The sequence below is a fragment of the Streptomyces sp. NPDC004610 genome (genome assembly GCF_040609715.1).
Classification (GTDB): domain Bacteria; phylum Actinomycetota; class Actinomycetes; order Streptomycetales; family Streptomycetaceae; genus Streptomyces.
In genome coordinates, this window is record NZ_JBEXLA010000043.1 from 1 (window position 1) to 15,261 (window position 15,261).

16 protein-coding genes and 1 pseudogene are annotated in these 15,261 nt (G+C 70.6%); 2 read left to right on the forward strand and 15 right to left on the reverse strand.

Annotated elements, in window-relative coordinates:
• Window positions 1-366: 366 nt before the first annotated feature.
• The 7 genes and pseudogenes from ABZX40_RS35140 to ABZX40_RS35170 form a co-directional block, all read right to left on the reverse strand.
• The gene (locus ABZX40_RS35140) at window positions 367-1,014 is read right to left on the reverse strand and encodes a TetR/AcrR family transcriptional regulator (protein WP_355747232.1); all 648 of its coding nucleotides are present in this window, start codon (window positions 1,012-1,014) and stop codon (window positions 367-369) included.
• Window positions 1,015-1,212: 198 nt separating this feature from the next.
• On the reverse strand, window positions 1,213-2,529 hold the full coding sequence (locus ABZX40_RS35145) for a dicarboxylate/amino acid:cation symporter (RefSeq protein WP_355747442.1): 1,317 nt from the start codon (window positions 2,527-2,529) through the stop codon (window positions 1,213-1,215).
• Window positions 2,530-3,044: 515 nt separating this feature from the next.
• Window positions 3,045-3,326, reverse strand: a pseudogene (locus tag ABZX40_RS35150) (DUF4229 domain-containing protein); the annotation flags it as partial.
• Between the two features lie 141 nt (window positions 3,327-3,467).
• Complete coding sequence (locus ABZX40_RS35155; protein WP_355747445.1) at window positions 3,468-3,998, reverse strand: GNAT family N-acetyltransferase; 531 nt, start codon at window positions 3,996-3,998, stop codon at window positions 3,468-3,470.
• A 211-nt stretch (window positions 3,999-4,209) separates the two neighbouring features.
• Window positions 4,210-5,157 (reverse strand): aminofutalosine synthase MqnE, encoded by a 948-nt coding sequence (locus ABZX40_RS35160; protein WP_355747235.1) that lies wholly within the window; start codon window positions 5,155-5,157, stop codon window positions 4,210-4,212.
• 67 nt (window positions 5,158-5,224) lie between these two features.
• Entirely contained in the window at window positions 5,225-5,680 is a 456-nt protein-coding gene (locus ABZX40_RS35165) for an Lrp/AsnC family transcriptional regulator (RefSeq protein ID WP_279550938.1), read from the reverse strand.
• An 80-nt stretch (window positions 5,681-5,760) separates the two neighbouring features.
• Entirely contained in the window at window positions 5,761-6,453 is a 693-nt protein-coding gene (locus ABZX40_RS35170) for a UbiX family flavin prenyltransferase (RefSeq protein WP_355747238.1), read from the reverse strand.
• Window positions 6,454-6,589: 136 nt separating this feature from the next.
• Between ABZX40_RS35170 and ABZX40_RS35175 the strand changes: the two genes are divergently transcribed.
• Window positions 6,590-7,258 (forward strand): rhomboid family intramembrane serine protease, encoded by a 669-nt coding sequence (locus ABZX40_RS35175; RefSeq protein ID WP_355747241.1) that lies wholly within the window; start codon window positions 6,590-6,592, stop codon window positions 7,256-7,258.
• A gap of 29 nt (window positions 7,259-7,287) precedes the next feature.
• On the opposite strand, the gene mqnP is transcribed toward ABZX40_RS35175, so the two are convergent.
• From mqnP to ABZX40_RS35190, 3 genes are read right to left on the reverse strand one after another with little or no spacing between them, the layout of a single operon-like run.
• A complete protein-coding gene (gene mqnP, locus ABZX40_RS35180) occupies window positions 7,288-8,190 on the reverse strand; it encodes a menaquinone biosynthesis prenyltransferase MqnP (protein WP_355747244.1) in 903 nt (300 codons plus the stop codon).
• The gene (locus tag ABZX40_RS35185) at window positions 8,187-8,369 is read right to left on the reverse strand and encodes a hypothetical protein (protein WP_355747247.1); all 183 of its coding nucleotides are present in this window, start codon (window positions 8,367-8,369) and stop codon (window positions 8,187-8,189) included. Before ABZX40_RS35185 ends, mqnP begins: the two co-directional genes overlap by 4 nt.
• A complete protein-coding gene (locus ABZX40_RS35190; protein WP_355747250.1) occupies window positions 8,366-9,823 on the reverse strand; it encodes a menaquinone biosynthesis decarboxylase in 1,458 nt (485 codons plus the stop codon). The genes ABZX40_RS35185 and ABZX40_RS35190 overlap by 4 nt, the downstream gene beginning before the upstream one ends.
• 88 nt (window positions 9,824-9,911) lie before the next feature.
• Here ABZX40_RS35190 and ABZX40_RS35195 point away from each other — a divergent pair, with 88 nt between their 5' ends.
• Entirely contained in the window at window positions 9,912-10,319 is a 408-nt protein-coding gene (locus ABZX40_RS35195) for a PLD nuclease N-terminal domain-containing protein (RefSeq protein ID WP_355747253.1), read from the forward strand.
• A gap of 53 nt (window positions 10,320-10,372) precedes the next feature.
• On the opposite strand, the gene ABZX40_RS35200 is transcribed toward ABZX40_RS35195, so the two are convergent.
• From ABZX40_RS35200 to ABZX40_RS35220, 5 genes are read right to left on the reverse strand one after another with little or no spacing between them, the layout of a single operon-like run.
• Window positions 10,373-10,747 carry a nuclear transport factor 2 family protein gene (locus tag ABZX40_RS35200; RefSeq protein WP_355747256.1) on the reverse strand — a complete coding sequence of 125 codons (375 nt, stop codon included), beginning with the start codon at window positions 10,745-10,747 and terminating at the stop codon, window positions 10,373-10,375.
• 40 nt (window positions 10,748-10,787) lie between these two features.
• Window positions 10,788-11,903 (reverse strand): c-type cytochrome biogenesis protein CcsB, encoded by a 1,116-nt coding sequence (gene ccsB / locus ABZX40_RS35205; protein ID WP_355747259.1) that lies wholly within the window; start codon window positions 11,901-11,903, stop codon window positions 10,788-10,790.
• Window positions 11,900-13,780, reverse strand: a complete 1,881-nt coding sequence (locus ABZX40_RS35210) for a cytochrome c biogenesis protein ResB (RefSeq protein WP_355747262.1) — start codon at window positions 13,778-13,780, stop codon at window positions 11,900-11,902. The genes ccsB and ABZX40_RS35210 overlap by 4 nt, the downstream gene beginning before the upstream one ends.
• A gap of 7 nt (window positions 13,781-13,787) precedes the next feature.
• Complete coding sequence (locus tag ABZX40_RS35215) at window positions 13,788-14,591, reverse strand: cytochrome c biogenesis protein CcdA (protein ID WP_355747265.1); 804 nt, start codon at window positions 14,589-14,591, stop codon at window positions 13,788-13,790.
• A gap of 1 nt (window position 14,592) precedes the next feature.
• Window positions 14,593-15,243: a TlpA disulfide reductase family protein gene (locus ABZX40_RS35220; RefSeq protein WP_355747268.1), complete on the reverse strand. Its 651-nt coding sequence runs from the start codon at window positions 15,241-15,243 to the stop codon at window positions 14,593-14,595.
• Window positions 15,244-15,261: the final 18 nt, after the last annotated feature.

The following is a 15,261-nucleotide window of genomic DNA, read 5'->3' on the forward strand; positions in this document are numbered from 1 at the left end:
GGGCGTTCTGTGGGCCCTGCTGCGTGACGGACGGATCTTCACCTCCGCCCCACCGGTCACGCAAGCGGCTTGACTTCGTCATTGAGACTCCTGGGGCCTGCGGCAGCCGTGCACTGCTTCCGCGCTACTGCGCTCTGCTGCCAGTGGTACGCGCTGGGCGTAGGGAGGCGTTCAGCGGCTGGGCTGTGCTGTGCTCTGTTGTGTTGCGCTCGGCCTCCGCGCCGGACGAGTCGTGATCGTACGGCGGGGTCATGGGGAGTTCGTGCGGGTCCGGGGACTTTACGGCGGAGGTCTGGGCGGGGGCGGGCCCGCGTCGGCTGGGCCGGGGTGCCGGTGGGGGCGTCCCCCTGACCGGGCCAGGCCGGGTCAGGGCGTCGGCGGGGGCGTCCAGCGGTGGCCGGCCAGCAGGCCGCCGAGGCCGGTCCAGGCGAAGTTCATCAGGGTGGCCGCGGCCTGCCGGGCGGTGACCCCGGGCGTGCTGTTCGCCCAGGCGGCCAGGGACTCGGCGGCGCCCACCAGAGCCTCGGCCAGCCCGGCGAGATCCGTCCCCGACTCCGGGCCGCCCTGCCCGGCGTCCCGCGCGGCGGCGGCTATCAGCTGCGCGACGAACGCCACGATCTCCGCGCGCATCTCATCGGCCTCGGCCGCGAACCGGTCCCCATGGGTGCGGGCCCGCAGATGCAGCACCGCCCAGCCGTCGGGGTGCCCGGCGGTGTGGGTGAAGAACGCCAGCAGCCCTTCCCACAGTTGCCGGTCGGCGGGCAGATCGGCGCGCGCCCCGGTGCGCACGGCGTCGGCGAGGGCCTGGGCCTCCCGGCGGATACAGGCGGTGAAGAGGTCGTCCTTGGAGTTCAGATACAGATAGACCAACGGCTTGGACACCCCGGCGAGTTCCGCGATGTCGTCCATGGAGGCCGCCATGTACCCGCGCTGCCCGAAGATCCGTACGGCCGCGTCCAGCATCTGCTGCTCACGCACCGCGCGCGGCATCCGTTTGCTCTTCACGGCACCCATGCGCCTTAGCGTACGTCCGGCCGGTGACAGTGATGACCATGCTCCGGGCGGCCCCCGCGAACGGTCGTGGAACGCTCCAGGGGCCGCCCGTTCATCAGATGATGCGCGGACGGCCCCTGGACCGGATTCCCGGATTCCCGTGGGGACTAGGGGGATTACGGGGACTATGAGGACTATGGGGAGCTGGGAAGAGGGGGGTCAGGCCGGGAGTGGGACCTGGCGCTTGTCCTCCACCGGCCCGTCCAGTGGCGAGCCGCCGCCCGCCTTGTCGTAGGCGTCCCGGTCGAGGATGCCCTCGCGGGCCGAGACCAGCACCGGGACCAGCGCCTGACCGGCCACATTGGTCGCCGTGCGGATCATGTCGAGGATCGGGTCGATGGCGAGCAGCAGACCGACGCCCTCCATGGGCAGACCGAGCGTGGACAGGGTGAGCGTGAGCATCACGGTCGCGCCGGTCAGTCCGGCCGTGGCGGCGGAGCCGACGACGGAGACGAACGCGATCAGCAGATAGTCGCCGACGCCGAGCTGTACGTCGAAGATCTGGGCGACGAAGATCGCGGCGATGGCCGGGTAGATCGCGGCGCAGCCGTCCATCTTGGTGGTGGCGCCGAACGGCACCGCGAAGGACGCGTACTCCTTCGGCACCCCGAGCCGCTCGGTGACCCGCTGGGTGACCGGCATGGTGCCGACCGAGGAGCGGGAGACGAACGCGAGCTGGATCGCCGGCCAGGCACCCTTGAAGAACTGGAGCGGGTTCGCCCTGGCGACGGTGGCGAGCAGCACCGGGTAGACGATGAAGAGGACGATCGCGCAGCCGACGTAGATGTCGGCGGTGAAGGTGGCGTACTTGCCGATCAGGTCCCAGCCGTAGGTGGCGATGGCGTTGCCGATCAGACCGACCGTGCCGAGCGGGGCGAGCCGGATGACCCACCACAGGGCCTTCTGGAGCAGTTCGAGGATCGACTCGCTCAGGGTCAGGATCGGCTGGGCCTTCTCGCCGAGCTGAAGGGCGGCGATACCGGCGACGGCGGCCATGAAGACGATCTGGAGGACGTTCAGCTCGGTGAAGGGCGTGATGACGTCCGTCGGGATGATCCCGGTCAGGAAGTCCAGCCAGGAGCCGCGGTTCTCGGGTGCGGCGCCGTCGGCCGGGGTCAGGCCGGTGCCCGAGCCGGGGTTGGTGACCAGGCCGATGGTGATGCCGATGGCGACCGCGATCAGCGAGGTGATCATGAACCAGAGCAGGGTGCGGGAGGCCAGCCGGGCGGCGTTGTTGACCTTCCGCAGATTGGTGATGGAGACCAGGATCGCGAAGAAGACAAGCGGGGCGACGGCCAGCTTCAGCAGGCCGATGAAGATGCCGCCGATCTTGTCGAGCGTGGTCACCAGCCAGGAGACATCGGCCGACCTGGCGATCCAGCCGAGCGCCACGCCCAGCACGAGACCGATGATGATCTGGGCCCAGAAGGGCACTCTTATGGGCAGCTTGAGGGAATTCGTGTCAGACACGGACAGGCTCCGGTGGGGGAGATGCGCGACGGGGACGGGGAAGTGCTGGCGCTTGACTGGCTGAACTGGCGGGCCCGGACCGGGGGATGGTCCAGGAGAACGTTGTCAGTGACGACAGCTGGCGGAGGCGCACCGGCAGAGGTCCACATGCAGGCGCTCGACGAGCGGAACGCTCGGAGGCATGACGGACTCGGCTGCGGACTTCATGTCTAGACCGTAACACCCAGGCTTTGAGATCCTCAAAGCCTTTCTTTGAGAGGTACAACACGCCCCATACCCCAACAAAGCAAAGCACCCCGGGCGAACCGGGGTGCGGGGAGGGAGGGAGAGGAAGGGAGGGTGGAGGGGGTTGCGGGGCGGGGGCGCGGCCACGAGGCCCGCGCGCGGCCCGTCCGGTGCTGCTACGAGGTCTGCGCCTGGCCCGTCGGGTGGCCCTGGGACTGCGCGCGGCTGCGGGTCTGCGCCGCCTGGGCCGGGGTCTGGACCTTCTCCTGCTCCCGCTCCTGGCTCTGCGCCAGCGCGGCGCGGGCGGCGTCGTCGGCGACGTCCTCCTGCGTACGGTTGGCCTCCAGGTTGGCCTTCATCCGGTCGACCCGGCCGACGATCCCGACCGAGGCGCGGTCCCGCTCCTTGCGCAGCGCCACAAAGCTGATGGGGGCGGAGATCACCAGCGCGAGCAGGACGATCCACATGCCGTTGGACTCCCCGAGCCCGCGCGGCGCGATCCCGGAGTAGACCAGGCCCGAGACGGCCAGAAGACAGGCCACGAAGATCCCGAGGCGCATCAGCGTGTAGCGGAGCATCTCAATCCACTCTTCCGTTTCCTGCGTTTCTGCGTCGCCGTGTTCAGTCGCCGCGTTCACCGGGGGGACACCGTCCAGTGAAGCACGCCGTCCCGCCCGGTCATGGAGGGGGGTCGCGGGGCCGTCGGGGGCGGGGGCCGGTCAGAGGGGCAGCAGCATGACGATGTCGTCGCGGTCGTCGCCCGGTGCCACCCGGATCGCGCCGGGTATGCGGCCGACCTCCTTGTAGCCGCAGGAACCGTAGAACCGCTCCAGGCCGAGGCCGCCGCGGCAGCCGAGCCGGATCGCCTCGACGCCGTCGAAACCGCGCGCTGTGCGCGCCGCTCGGGCGGCTTCGGCGAGCAGATCGCGGCCGTGGCCACGGCCCTGGTAGCGGGGGTGGACCATCACGGTGTAGAGCCACACCCAGTGGGTCATCAGGCGGTGGGTGTTGAAGGCGAAGAAGGCGGTGGCGGCGACCCGGCCCTCGTCGTCATGGCCGACGAGGAGGCGGGTGCGGCCGTCGGCGATCGCGGTGAAGTGCTTCAGCAGTTCGGGGCGGATCGCCTCACGGTCCACCGGGGCCACGAAGCCGACGGCTCCGCCCGCGTTGGTGACATCGGCCCAGAGGTCGAGAATGCCGTCGCGGAGGGCGGGGTCGACGGCGGGGTCGAGGGTGAAGGTCAGGGGCATGGGGCGTTCGTCGCTGGGCACGGGAGGGTCCTGGGTGGGGCGGGCTGGGAACGGCGTGCTGGGGAGGGCGCGCCGGGAATGGAGTCCTGGGGGGCGTCCCCCCTAACAGCGTCCCGGGGAGGGCGACCCGTTAACGGCGTCCTGGGGAGGCCGCCCCGCTGACGGCGTCCCGGGGAAGGCGTCCCGCAGAACAGCACCCCCAAGGACCCCGTCAGAGCCGCATCGGCTGCGGGGCCTCCCGGCGGGCCGGGTCGGGGCCTTCGTGCTCCTGGACGGTCCCGTAGCGGGCGTCCCGCTGGACCGGGCGGAATCCGGCGTCCCGGATCAGCGCGACCAGGTCGTCCCGGGTGAGGTCCGCCTCGGTCAGCGAGCCGTCCAGCTCGTCGGCGCCGTGCTGGAGGGCGAGCTGCGCGGTCTGGAGGCCGTACGCCGTCCACAGGGCCCTGAGGTGGGGGACGTTGTCGAGCAGGAGCCGGGCGACGGCGAAGGTCTTGAGCGCCTCCAGCGGGGTGACCGCCGGGCCCTGCGGGTCGGGCAGCGGGACCAGGACCTGGAAGCCGCCGGTCTCGTCCTGGAGGGCGCGCAGCCGGAGCAACTCGTCGACGCCGTCCGGGCCGTGGCCCACGGAGGCCGGGGTCATGAGGCCCTTGCCGTGGGCGAGGCGGTGGACGCGGGAGCGGCCGGGCCAGTCGTCGCCGGTCTCCGTGTCGCCGGTGGTGAGGGAGCCGAGTCCGGCGTCGATCAGTTCGTCCAGGACGGCGGAGGCGTCCCGCCCGGAGAGGGTCTCCAGGGTCAGGATGTCCCCGGCGGTGAAGAGCTGGAGCGACACGCCGGGCAGGGCGTCCCGGAGCGCCCGCACCGCGCGCGGGTACGCCTCCCAGGGCAGCCCGTCCCGGACGGCGGCCGTCAGCCGCAGCTCGGTCAGGCCCTCGCCCGCGAGGTCCCCGGCGCGCGCCACGGCGTCCTCGACCGGCGTGTCGAGGTGGCGTACGGCGGCGAAGTGCCCGGCCGTGCCGTTGACCCGGGTGCGGACCCCGTGGGCGAGACCGCCGAGCCAGGCCAGGTCGTCCGCCGCGTGCAGCGCGAGGCCGTCCTCGCGCGTCAGCCGCTCACCGGAACGGACCTTCTGCTCCAGCTCGCGCTTGACCCCGGCGTCCATCCACATGCCCTTTCTCCGACGGTCCGGCCACACCCGGCCGGACCCGACCCACCGTACGCCTGCGCCCTCAGACCTCTTCGGGCAACTCCCCGACCCGGTTCTCCCACTTGGTGGAGAGCACGATGGTGGTCCGGGTGCGGGAGACGCCCTTGGTGCCGGACAGCCGCCGGATGATCTTCTCCAGGCCGTCCACATCGGTGGCGCGGACCTTGAGCATGAAGGAGTCGTCCCCGGCGATGAACCAGCAGTCCTCGATCTCCTGGAGATCCTTCAGCCGCCGGGCCACGTCCTCGTGGTCGGCGGCGTCGGAGAGGGAGATACCGATGAGGGCGATCACGCCGAGCCCGAGCGAGGCGGCGTCCACGGTGGCCCGGTAGCCGGTGATGACACCGGCCGCCTCCAGCCGGTTGATCCGGTCGGTGACGCTCGGCCCCGACAGTCCGACGAGACGGCCCAGCTCGGCGTACGAGGCCCGGCCGTTCTCCCTCAGGGCCTGGATGAGCTGCCTGTCCACGGCGTCCATGCGATCGAAGCCTTCCACTGAAGAGACTGAGGAGATCTGGGTGTACGTGCGTGATGGAGAGGTCTGTGGGGGGCGGGCCGTCAGCCGGTGGCGGGGCCGGCCGATCCGCCGCCGAGTTCGCCGGTCCAGCGCCGGTAGAGGGAGTGGGGGACCCCGGCCGCGTCCAGGACCCGCCCGGCGACGAAGTCCACCAGGTCCTGGATATGGGTGGCGCCCGCGTAGAAGGCGGGCGAGGTGGGGACGACGGACGCCCCCGCGTCGTCCAGTGTGACCAGGTGCCGCAGGGTCTGCCCGTTCAGCGGGGTCTCCCGGACGGCGACGACCAGCGGGCGGCGCTCCTTGAGGGTGACGCTCGCGGCCCGCTGGAGCAGATCCTTGGACAGCCCGAGCGCGACCCCGGCGGCACAGGCCGTGGAGGCGGGCACGATGAGCATCCCCCGGGTGGCGTACGACCCCGAGGACGGTCCGGCGGCCAGATCACCGGCGTTCCAGTAGCGGACGCCGCCGAGGTCGGGGGTGAAGGCGCCGGGCTTGCCGTCGGCGCCCCGGGAGAGCCATTCGCGCAGGTCGTCCTGCCAGTGGGCGTCCCGGAAGGCGAGGCCGGTCTCATCGAGCAGGGTCAGCCGGGAGGCCCGGGAGACGACCAGATCGACCCGCTCCCCCGCCGCGAGGAGGGCGCGGAGCACCGCGGCGGCGTAAGGAGTGCCGGAAGCCCCGGAGACCCCCACGATCCAAGGCGGACGGGGCGTCTCTCCTGGCTTGACTGGGTTCACACCTCCGAGCCTATCCGGCCCGAGGGGGTGCGAATATCCGCCCCGGCCGGGTGGGAACCATCCGTCCGGCCGGACGGGAACCGGCGGTGGGGTGCGGGGCGTTCCTCCAAGGGACAAACCAGTCGCGGGGGGTGTCATGGCGAACTACTACGGATCGGATCTGGGACCGGGAACGGGACCGGGCCAGGCCCGGCAGCCGGGCGGGCGGCGGGGCGGCGGGGCCCGCGCGTGGGCGGCGGCCAGGCTGGTGCTGGGCCTGGTGGCGCTGCTGTGGCTGCTGGAAGTGGTCGATGTGCTCACCGGCCATGAGCTGGACGGCTTCGGGATCGTGCCGCGCACGCCGTCCGAGCTGATCGATGTGATCCCGGCGTCCTTCATCCACTTCGGCTTCGGCCATCTGATGGCGAACACGGTCCCGCTGCTGGTGCTGGGCTTCCTCGCCGCGCTGGGCGGGATACGCCGGTTCCTGCTGGTGAGCGCGCTGATCATCGTGGCCGACGGGGTGGGCGTCTGGCTGGTCGCCCCGTCCGGCACCAACACGGCGGGCGCGTCCGGCCTGATCTTCGGCCTCTTCGGCTATCTGCTGGTGACCGGCTTCGTGGAGCGCCGCCCGCTGGGCATCCTGGTCGGGATCCTGGTCGCCGCGGTCTACGGCGGCACCTTCCTGGCGGGCCTGGCCCCCACCCAGACCGGCATCAGCTGGCAGGGTCATCTGATCGGCCTGATAGCGGGGGTGGCGGCGGCGTTCCTGGTCCGGGGGCGGAGACCGCTGGGGCGCTCGGCGGGGGTGCCGGGACGGCTGTAGGGCTCAGCCCCGAGGTACCGGGTCCGCCGCTACACCGTCAGCCCCCGCACCAGCAGATCCAGCAGCGCGCACACGAACAGCGCGATACCGATGAAGCCGTTGACGCTGAAGAAGGCGCGGTTCAGCCGGGACAGATCATGGGGGCGGACGATGGAGTGCTCGTAGACGAACGCGCCCGCGACGATCAGCAGGCCCAGCCAGAAGAACGCGCCCGCGCCGGTGGCGAGCGCGTACCAGGCGAACAGAGCCGTGGTCACGGCGTGGCAGACGCGGGCGGCCCAGATCGCGGCGGGGATGCCGAACCGCGCCGGGACCGACATGACCCCGACCTCGCGGTCCGTCTCGACGTCCTGGCAGGCGTAGATCAGATCGAAGCCGCCGATCCAGATGCCGACGGCCAGGCCCAGGATGACCGCGTCCCAGGACCAGGTGCCGCTGATCGCCAGCCAGCCGCCGATCGGGCCCATGGCCTGGGCGAGCCCCAGGATGGCCTGGGGGAAGTTGGTGAAGCGCTTGCCGTAGGGATAGACGACCATCGGGACGACCGCGATGGGGGCGAGGGCCAGGCACAGCGGGTTGAGCAGCGCCGCCGCGCCCAGGAAGACCACCAGGGCGATCAGGGCGCCGGTCCAGGCGTGCCGGACCGACATCGCGCCGGTGACCAGTTCGCGGTGGGCGGTGCGCGGGTTCCGGGCGTCGATCTCGCGGTCGATGATCCGGTTGACGGCCATCGCGAAGGTGCGCAGGCCGACCATGCAGACGGTGACCAGGAGCAGCCGGGCCCAGTGGATGTTCCGGTCCCAGTCGTACATCGCGGTGAGCGCGGCGATATAGGCGAAGGGGAGGGCGAAGACCGAGTGCTCGATCATCACCAGCCGGAGGAACGCCTTGGTGCGTCCGGGCTGCGGGATCGCGGCGGAGGCGCTGGTCACCGGAGGCACCCCGGTTCACCCGGGTGGCGGCGGCCGGACCCCGGGCCCGTACCGCGCCCGTCCGTGCCGTTGTCCGCCGTGCCGTTGTCCGCCGTGCCGTTGTCCGCCGTACCGGCGTCCGCCGCACCCGTCTCCGTGCCCGTGCCCGTGCCCGCGCCCGTCCCCGTGGTGCCCGTCACAGTCCGTACTCCTTCCAGCGGCGGTCGACCGTCGCCGCCGTGGCCGGGTCCGACACGACCATGTCGGGCCAGCCGCCGTCTCGCGTATAGCCCTCCTCCGGCCACTTCTTCGTCGCGTCGATGCCCGCCTTGCCGCCCCAGAACTGCTGGTAGGAGGCATGATCGAGATGATCGACGGGGCCTTCGACGACCGACAGGTCACGGGCGTAGTCGGTGTTGCCGAGCGCCCGCCACGCCACCTCGTGCAGATCGTGCACATCGCAGTCGCTGTCCACGATCACGATCAGCTTGGTCAGGGACATCATGTGGGCGCCCCAGATCGCGTGCATGACCTTCTGCGCGTGCTTGGGGTACTTCTTGTCGATGGAGACGATCGCGCAGTTGTGGAATCCGCCCGCCTCCGGGAGGTGGTAGTCCACGATGTCCGGCACGATGATCTTCAGGAGGGGCAGGAAAAAGCGCTCTGTAGCCCTTCCCAGCGGGCCGTCCTCCGTCGGGGGGCGGCCCACCACGATCGACTGGAGCAGCGGGCGCTTGCGCATGGTCACACAGTCGATGGTCAGCGCGGGGAACGGTTCCTGCGGGGTGTAGAAGCCGGTGTGGTCGCCGAACGGCCCCTCCGGGAGCATCTCCCCCGGCTCCAGCCAGCCCTCCAGGACGACCTCGGCCTGCGCCGGGACCTGGAGCGGCACGGTCTTGCAGTCGACCATCTCGGTCCGCTTGCCCGCGAGGAACCCGGCGAAGAGGTACTCGTCGATGTCCCCGGGGAGCGGGGCGGTGGAGGCGTAGGTGACGGCGGGCGGACAGCCGAAGGCGATGGCGACCGGGAGGCGCTCACCGCGGCGGGCGGCGACCTGGTAGTGGTTGCGGCTGTCCTTGTGGATCTGCCAGTGCATCCCGATCGTGCGCTTGTCGTGCCGCTGGAGGCGGTACAGACCGAGGTTGCGGACGCCCGACTCCGGGTCCTTGGTGTGGGTCAGGCCCAGATTGAAGAACGACCCGCCGTCCTGCGGCCAGGTGAACAGCGCCGGCAGCCGCTCCAGGTCCACCTCGTCCCCGTGCAGCACGACCTCCTGCACCGGCGCGTTCTCCGGCTTCACCTTCTTCGGCGGTACGTGCGCCATCGCGCCGAGCTTGCCGAACGCCTCGCGCACCCCGACGAACCCGTGCGGCAGCTCGGGCCGCAGCAGCCCGCCGATCTTCTCGCTGATCTCGCCGTACGACTTCAGCCCCAGCGCCTTCAGCAGTCGCCGGTCGGTGCCGAAGACATTCATCGCGAGGGGCATCGAGGAGCCCTTCACGTTCTCGAAGAGCAGGGCAGGACCGCCCGCCTTCTGCACCCGGTCGACGATCTCACCGACCTCCAAGTACGGGTCCACCTCGACCTTGACGCGCTTGAGGTCCCCTTCGCGCTCCAGTGCCCTGAGCAGGGAGCGAAGATCGTCGTAAGCCATGGGGTCCAGTATCCCCGAGCGGTTACCCTGGCCCCGTCACGGGGCCGGTGCGAGCCGCCCTCCCCCGCGTTCCAGGAGGCTGTCGACCATGCTCAGGCTGCTGATGTTCCTCGTACCGCTGGCGCTGAGCATCTACGCGTTCATCGACTGCATCAGCACGAAGGACGAGGACATCCGGCACATGCCCAAACCGCTGTGGGCGATCCTTGTGCTGCTGTTCCCGCTGGTGGGCTCGCTGTCCTGGCTGATCGCCGGGAAGAAGCGCTCCCCCGCGGCGGAGGGCTGGTCCGGCGTCCGCTCCGGCTCCGGCCGCGCCCGCTTCGTCGCCCCGGACGACAACCCCGAGTTCCTGAAGTCCCTCGCCGACGACACGCGCGCGTCCCGCGAGGAGACCGGGAAGAACGGGGACACCGGGGAGGGCGACGGTCGCGACGCCAGCGGTGACAAGGACGACGAGAAGGACGCCGGGAAGGACGAGGGCCCCAAGGGCGTGTGACGCCCGGTACGGGGGCCCCGAGGGGGCGGGGGCCGTACCCGGCATCGCGCCGGCTACGCCCCCGCCTTGATCTCCCCCGCGAACACCACGATCTGGTCGATGCGATCACGGCGCAGATGGACGACATCCGTGCCCGCCAGCCGGGGCCCGCCACCCGGCGTGGTGAACACCCACCGGTACCGGGCCCATTCGTCGGGCATGTCGACCCCCGACGCCCGGACCATCCTGCCCGTGCCCGCCGGATGGTTGCGGATGTCCAGGACGAACCACTCGACCGCCTCGATGCCCTCACTGCGGCCGAGGGGGCCGAAGAGCAGGACATCGGGCGTGAGCGCCTGGGCGAGCAGACCGGGCACGTAGCTGTCGTCGGAGGCGTTGAAAGCGGAGAGGAACGTATCGATCGCGAACTGGGCGGTCTCTTCCTGCATGCCTTCAGTATGACCAGCCCTCACCGGGACCGACCGGCGTTCAGAATCCGACCGCCTGGAGCGCGCCCAGGCCGACATCGGCGTAGGAGTGCTTGCCGGAGACGAAGATATTGACGCCGTAGTAGTTGAACAGCCAGCAGGCGAAGGCGATCAGGGCGAGGTAGGCGGCCTTGCGGCCCTTCCAGCCGGCCGTGGCGCGGGCGTGCAGATAGCAGGCGTAGGCGACCCAGGTGATGAAGGACCAGGTCTCCTTGGGGTCCCAGCCCCAGTAGCGGCCCCAGGCGTCCCCGGCCCAGATCGCCCCCGCGATGATCGTGAACGTCCAGAGCGGGAAGACGGCGGCGTTGACACGGTAGGCGAACTTGTCGAGGGACGCGGCGGCGGGCAGCCGCTCCAGGAAGGAGCTGGCGAAGCGGCCGGGGGTGCCGCCGGAGGCGAGCTTGGCCTCGTGCGAGTCCCGGAAGAGATAGAGCAGCGTGGCGACCGCGCCGACATAGAAGACCGCGCCGCACAGGATCGCCGTGGAGACATGGATGTAGAGCCAGTACGAGTGCAGAGCGGGAACCAATTGGTCACTGGCGGTGTACAAGACAGTGACGGCAAGGCCGAGATCGAGGAGGACGACGGTGGTCAGGAAGAGACCCAGCCAGCGCACGTTCTGCTTGAGGGCGAGCAGCAGCAGATAGACCCCGACGGCCACGGTGGAGAAGGTGATGTTGAACTCGTACATGTTGCCCCACGGCGCCCGCTGCACGGACAGCGCGCGGGTGAGCACCCCGCCGAACTCGACGAGGAAGGCGACGACGGTGAGCGAGATGGCGATACGCCCGTAGAGGTCGCCCTTCTCGCTGCCCCCGTGCGCACCGGGCCCGTCGGGCACGTCCCGCGCCCCGGCCACCGACCGTACGACGACCTTGGGCCGCTCCAGCACGGCGGTCCCGCCGGCCTTGCGTACGGTCACGGCCGGTGCGGTGGAGGCGTCCGCCGGGGTGTCCGCGGTGAGCGCGGCGGCGGTGCGGCCCACCTTGCTGCGGCTGCCGAGGAGCCATTCGACGATATAGGCGAAGAAGGCCAGGGTGTAGACGGCCATCGCGGAGTAGATCAGCGTATTGCTGATGTTCGCGAGGTTCTCGTTGGTCGCGGCGGCGAGAGTCACTTCTCAGCCCCTTCGGCAGGTACGGCGGGGTCTTGGGAGTCGGAGACGGAGGCGGGGCCGGGGTCGGCGTCGGGGCCGTGGTCGGGGCCCGGGTCGGCGTCGGAGGCGGGGTCGGTTGTGTCGTCCGGACCGGTGCCGGGATCGTCGGGCTCGGGGGCGCCCGGGGCCTGGTCGTAGAGGAGCCCGGCCAGTTCGCCGAGTTCCTCCGGTACCTTCGCGGACTCGCTGCGGCCGAGCCCGGCCATCTCGACGACGGTGATCCCGTCGGCGCCCCTGACGGCCCGCACCCACACCCGGCGGCGCTGGACGAACAGGGACGCGGCGAGACCGAAGATCGCGGCGATGGACCCACCCAGGGCCCAGCCGCTGGCGGGCTGCTGGGCGATCTGGAAGCCGGCCCACTCCTGGACGCCCTCGAAGGTGACCGAACCGGCCCCGTCGGGCAGCGTCATGGTGTCGCCGACGGCCAGCCGCTGCTTGAACAGCTCGCCGTTGGAGTCCTTGAACTCCTTCATATTGGTCTGGTCGAGCCGGTAGATGCTCTGCGGGATACCGGAGTCGACCCCGAGATCGCCGTGGTAGGCGGAGAGGGCCAGCCGCGGATTCAGCAGCGCGGGGAACTGCGAGACCATCGTGCCCTCGCCCTCACCGGCGAAGGTGGGGACGAAGAAGGCGTTGAAGCCGAGCTGCTCCCGCTCGCCGTCGGCGTTGCGGTAGCCGTCCATGACCTTGATGGCGCCGGTGGAGGTGGAGAAGCCGTCGAGCGGCAGCAGGGCCACGGCCTCCTTGTCCATGACGACCTTGCCCGTGGCATCACGGACGGTCACGATCGGGGCGTAGCCGTGGCTGGCGAGATAGACCTTGGTGTCACCGATCGCCAGGGGTTCATTGACCTTGAGCGTGGCGGTCCGCTCCTCGCCGTAGGCGCCGACGCTGTAGGTGATCGTCGCCTGGTAGGTGCGGGGGGTGCCGCGGTTGGGGCCGGTGGGCTCGTAGGTGCCGCGGAAGTCGTTGAGGATGAAGCTGAAGGCGTCCAGGTCGTCCTGGGAGAAGAGGTTGCCGGACTTGAAGTCGTCGTACTGGGTGAGGGTGTTGGCGAAGCCGTCGCCCTCCAGGATCAGTTTGTTGCCCTCGGACTTGAAGAGCTGGCCCCAGGCGAAGGCGATCAGCATCACGACCAGCGCGATATGGAAGACCAGATTGCCGACCTCGCGCAGATAACCCTTCTCCGCGGCGACGGAGTCCCCGGTGAGATGGGCGCGGAACCGGCCGCGCTTGAGGATGGCGAGGGCGGCCTCATGGACCCGCTCGGGCTCGTCGGCGGTGCGCCAGGTGGTGTAGGCGGGGAGCCGGGTGAGCCGCTTGGGGGCGCCCGGGGGGCGGCTGCGGAGCTGGCCGACGAACTGCGTGGTGCGCGGGACGATACAGCCGATGAGGGAGATGAACAGCAGGATGTAGATCGCGGAGAACCACACCGAGCTGTAGACATTGAAGAGGCCGAGCCTGTCGTAGATCGGCGCGAGGGTCTCGTGCCGTTCGCGGAAGTCGTCGACCAGGGTGATGTCGATACCGGACTGCGGGATCAGGGAGCCGGGCACGGCGGCGAGCGAGAGCAGCAGAAGCAGCAGCAGCGCGACCCGCATGGAGGTGAGCTGGCGCCAGAACCAGCGCAGCCAGCCGATCACCCCGAGGGAGGGGAGGTTCGGGTTCGGGGCGTCCTCGCGGGGGGCGGTGGAGAGCCGGCTGCCGGCCTCGCCGATTCCGTCGTCGTCGGCGGTGCGGGAGGCGGCCCGCCGTCCGGCGCGCGCGTCGGCGGCGGCCTTGTCCTGGGCGCCGGTCCTGGTGTCGGTCCCGGTGCCGGTGTCGGTGTCGCTCATCGGTCGATCAGATCCCCACAGTGAAGCCGTTGGACCAGGTCTGCATCTGCTGGACGAGGGTGTCCCAGATGCCGGTCAGCAGCAGCAGGCCGGTCGCGATCATCATGATGCCGCCGATCCGCATGACCCAGACATAGTGGCGCTTGATCCAGCCGAAGGCGCCGAGGGCCCGGCGGAAGGCGACCGCGGCGAGCACGAAGGGCAGGCCGAGGCCGAGACAGTACGCGATGGTGAGTGCGGCGCCGCGGCCCGCGCTGCCCTGCTCGGAGGAGAGGATCAGCACGGAGGAGAGGGTGGGGCCGATACAGGGCGTCCAGCCGATGCCGAACAGCGCGCCGAGCAGCGGGGCCCCGGCGAGTCCGGTCACCGGGCGCCGGTGGAGACGGAACTCGCGCTGGCTGAGCCAGGGCATCAGACCCATGAAGAAGACGCCCATGACGATCATGATGACGCCGAGCACCTTGGTCAGGACGCCCTGGTTCTCCATCAGCGTCTGCCCGAAGAACCCGAACAGCGCGCCGGTGGAGACGAACACGGCGGTGAAGCCGAGCACGAAGAGGGACGCCCCGGCGACCATCCGCCCCCGGCGGGCCTCGGCGAGATCGGTGCCGGTGACTCCGGTGACATAGGAGAGATAACCGGGGACCAGTGGGAGGACGCAGGGGGAGAAGAAGGAGACCAGCCCGCCGAGCAGGGCGATGGGCAGGGCTACGAGAAGGGCGCCGTTGAGGACCGTGTCGTTGTAGCCGACGGCGGCGAGATCGAGGGAGCTGCTCGCGGCCAGCGCGGACACTCCGGACAGTCCGGTCATGTCACTTCTCCGCCAGCACCGGTTCGAGCATCGTGCGCAGTTTCTCCTCGCTGAGCGCCTGGAGGGTGCGCGCGGCGACCTTGCCTTCCCGGTCGATGATCAGCGTGGAGGGGATGGCCTGCGGATTGAGGGTGCCCTTCTCGAACCGGAGCATCAGCTTGCCGGTCGGGTCGTACAGGCTCGGGTAGGTGACCCCGTACTCGTCCTCGAACGCCTTGGCCGGGCCGGTGGAGGTGTCCCGGGTGTTGATCCCGACGAACTGGACGCCCTGGTCCTTGACGTCCTGGTAGACCTTCTCGAAGTTCTTGGCCTCGGCCCGGCAGGGCGGGCACCAGGAGCCCCAGACGTTCAGGACGACGACCTTGCCCTCGTAGTCGGCGACATCGACGGTGGCGCCGTCGACGGTCGGGCCGGAGAGTTCGGGGATGTCGGTGCGCTCGGCGCGCTCGACGGTGGCGATGCCGTCGGCGCCGGTGATGAAGCCGGTGCCGCCGCCTCCGCCGGACGTACCGCCGGAGCTGCACGCGGTGGCGAGCAGGGCGACCACGGCGGCACCGGCCCCCAGGGCGGCGCGGCGGCGGGCGGGAGCGGTGGTGCGATGGCTGCGACGGGACCGGTTCGAGCACAGGGGGGCGCGGCTGGCGGCACTCATGTGAAAAGTTTCGCATGT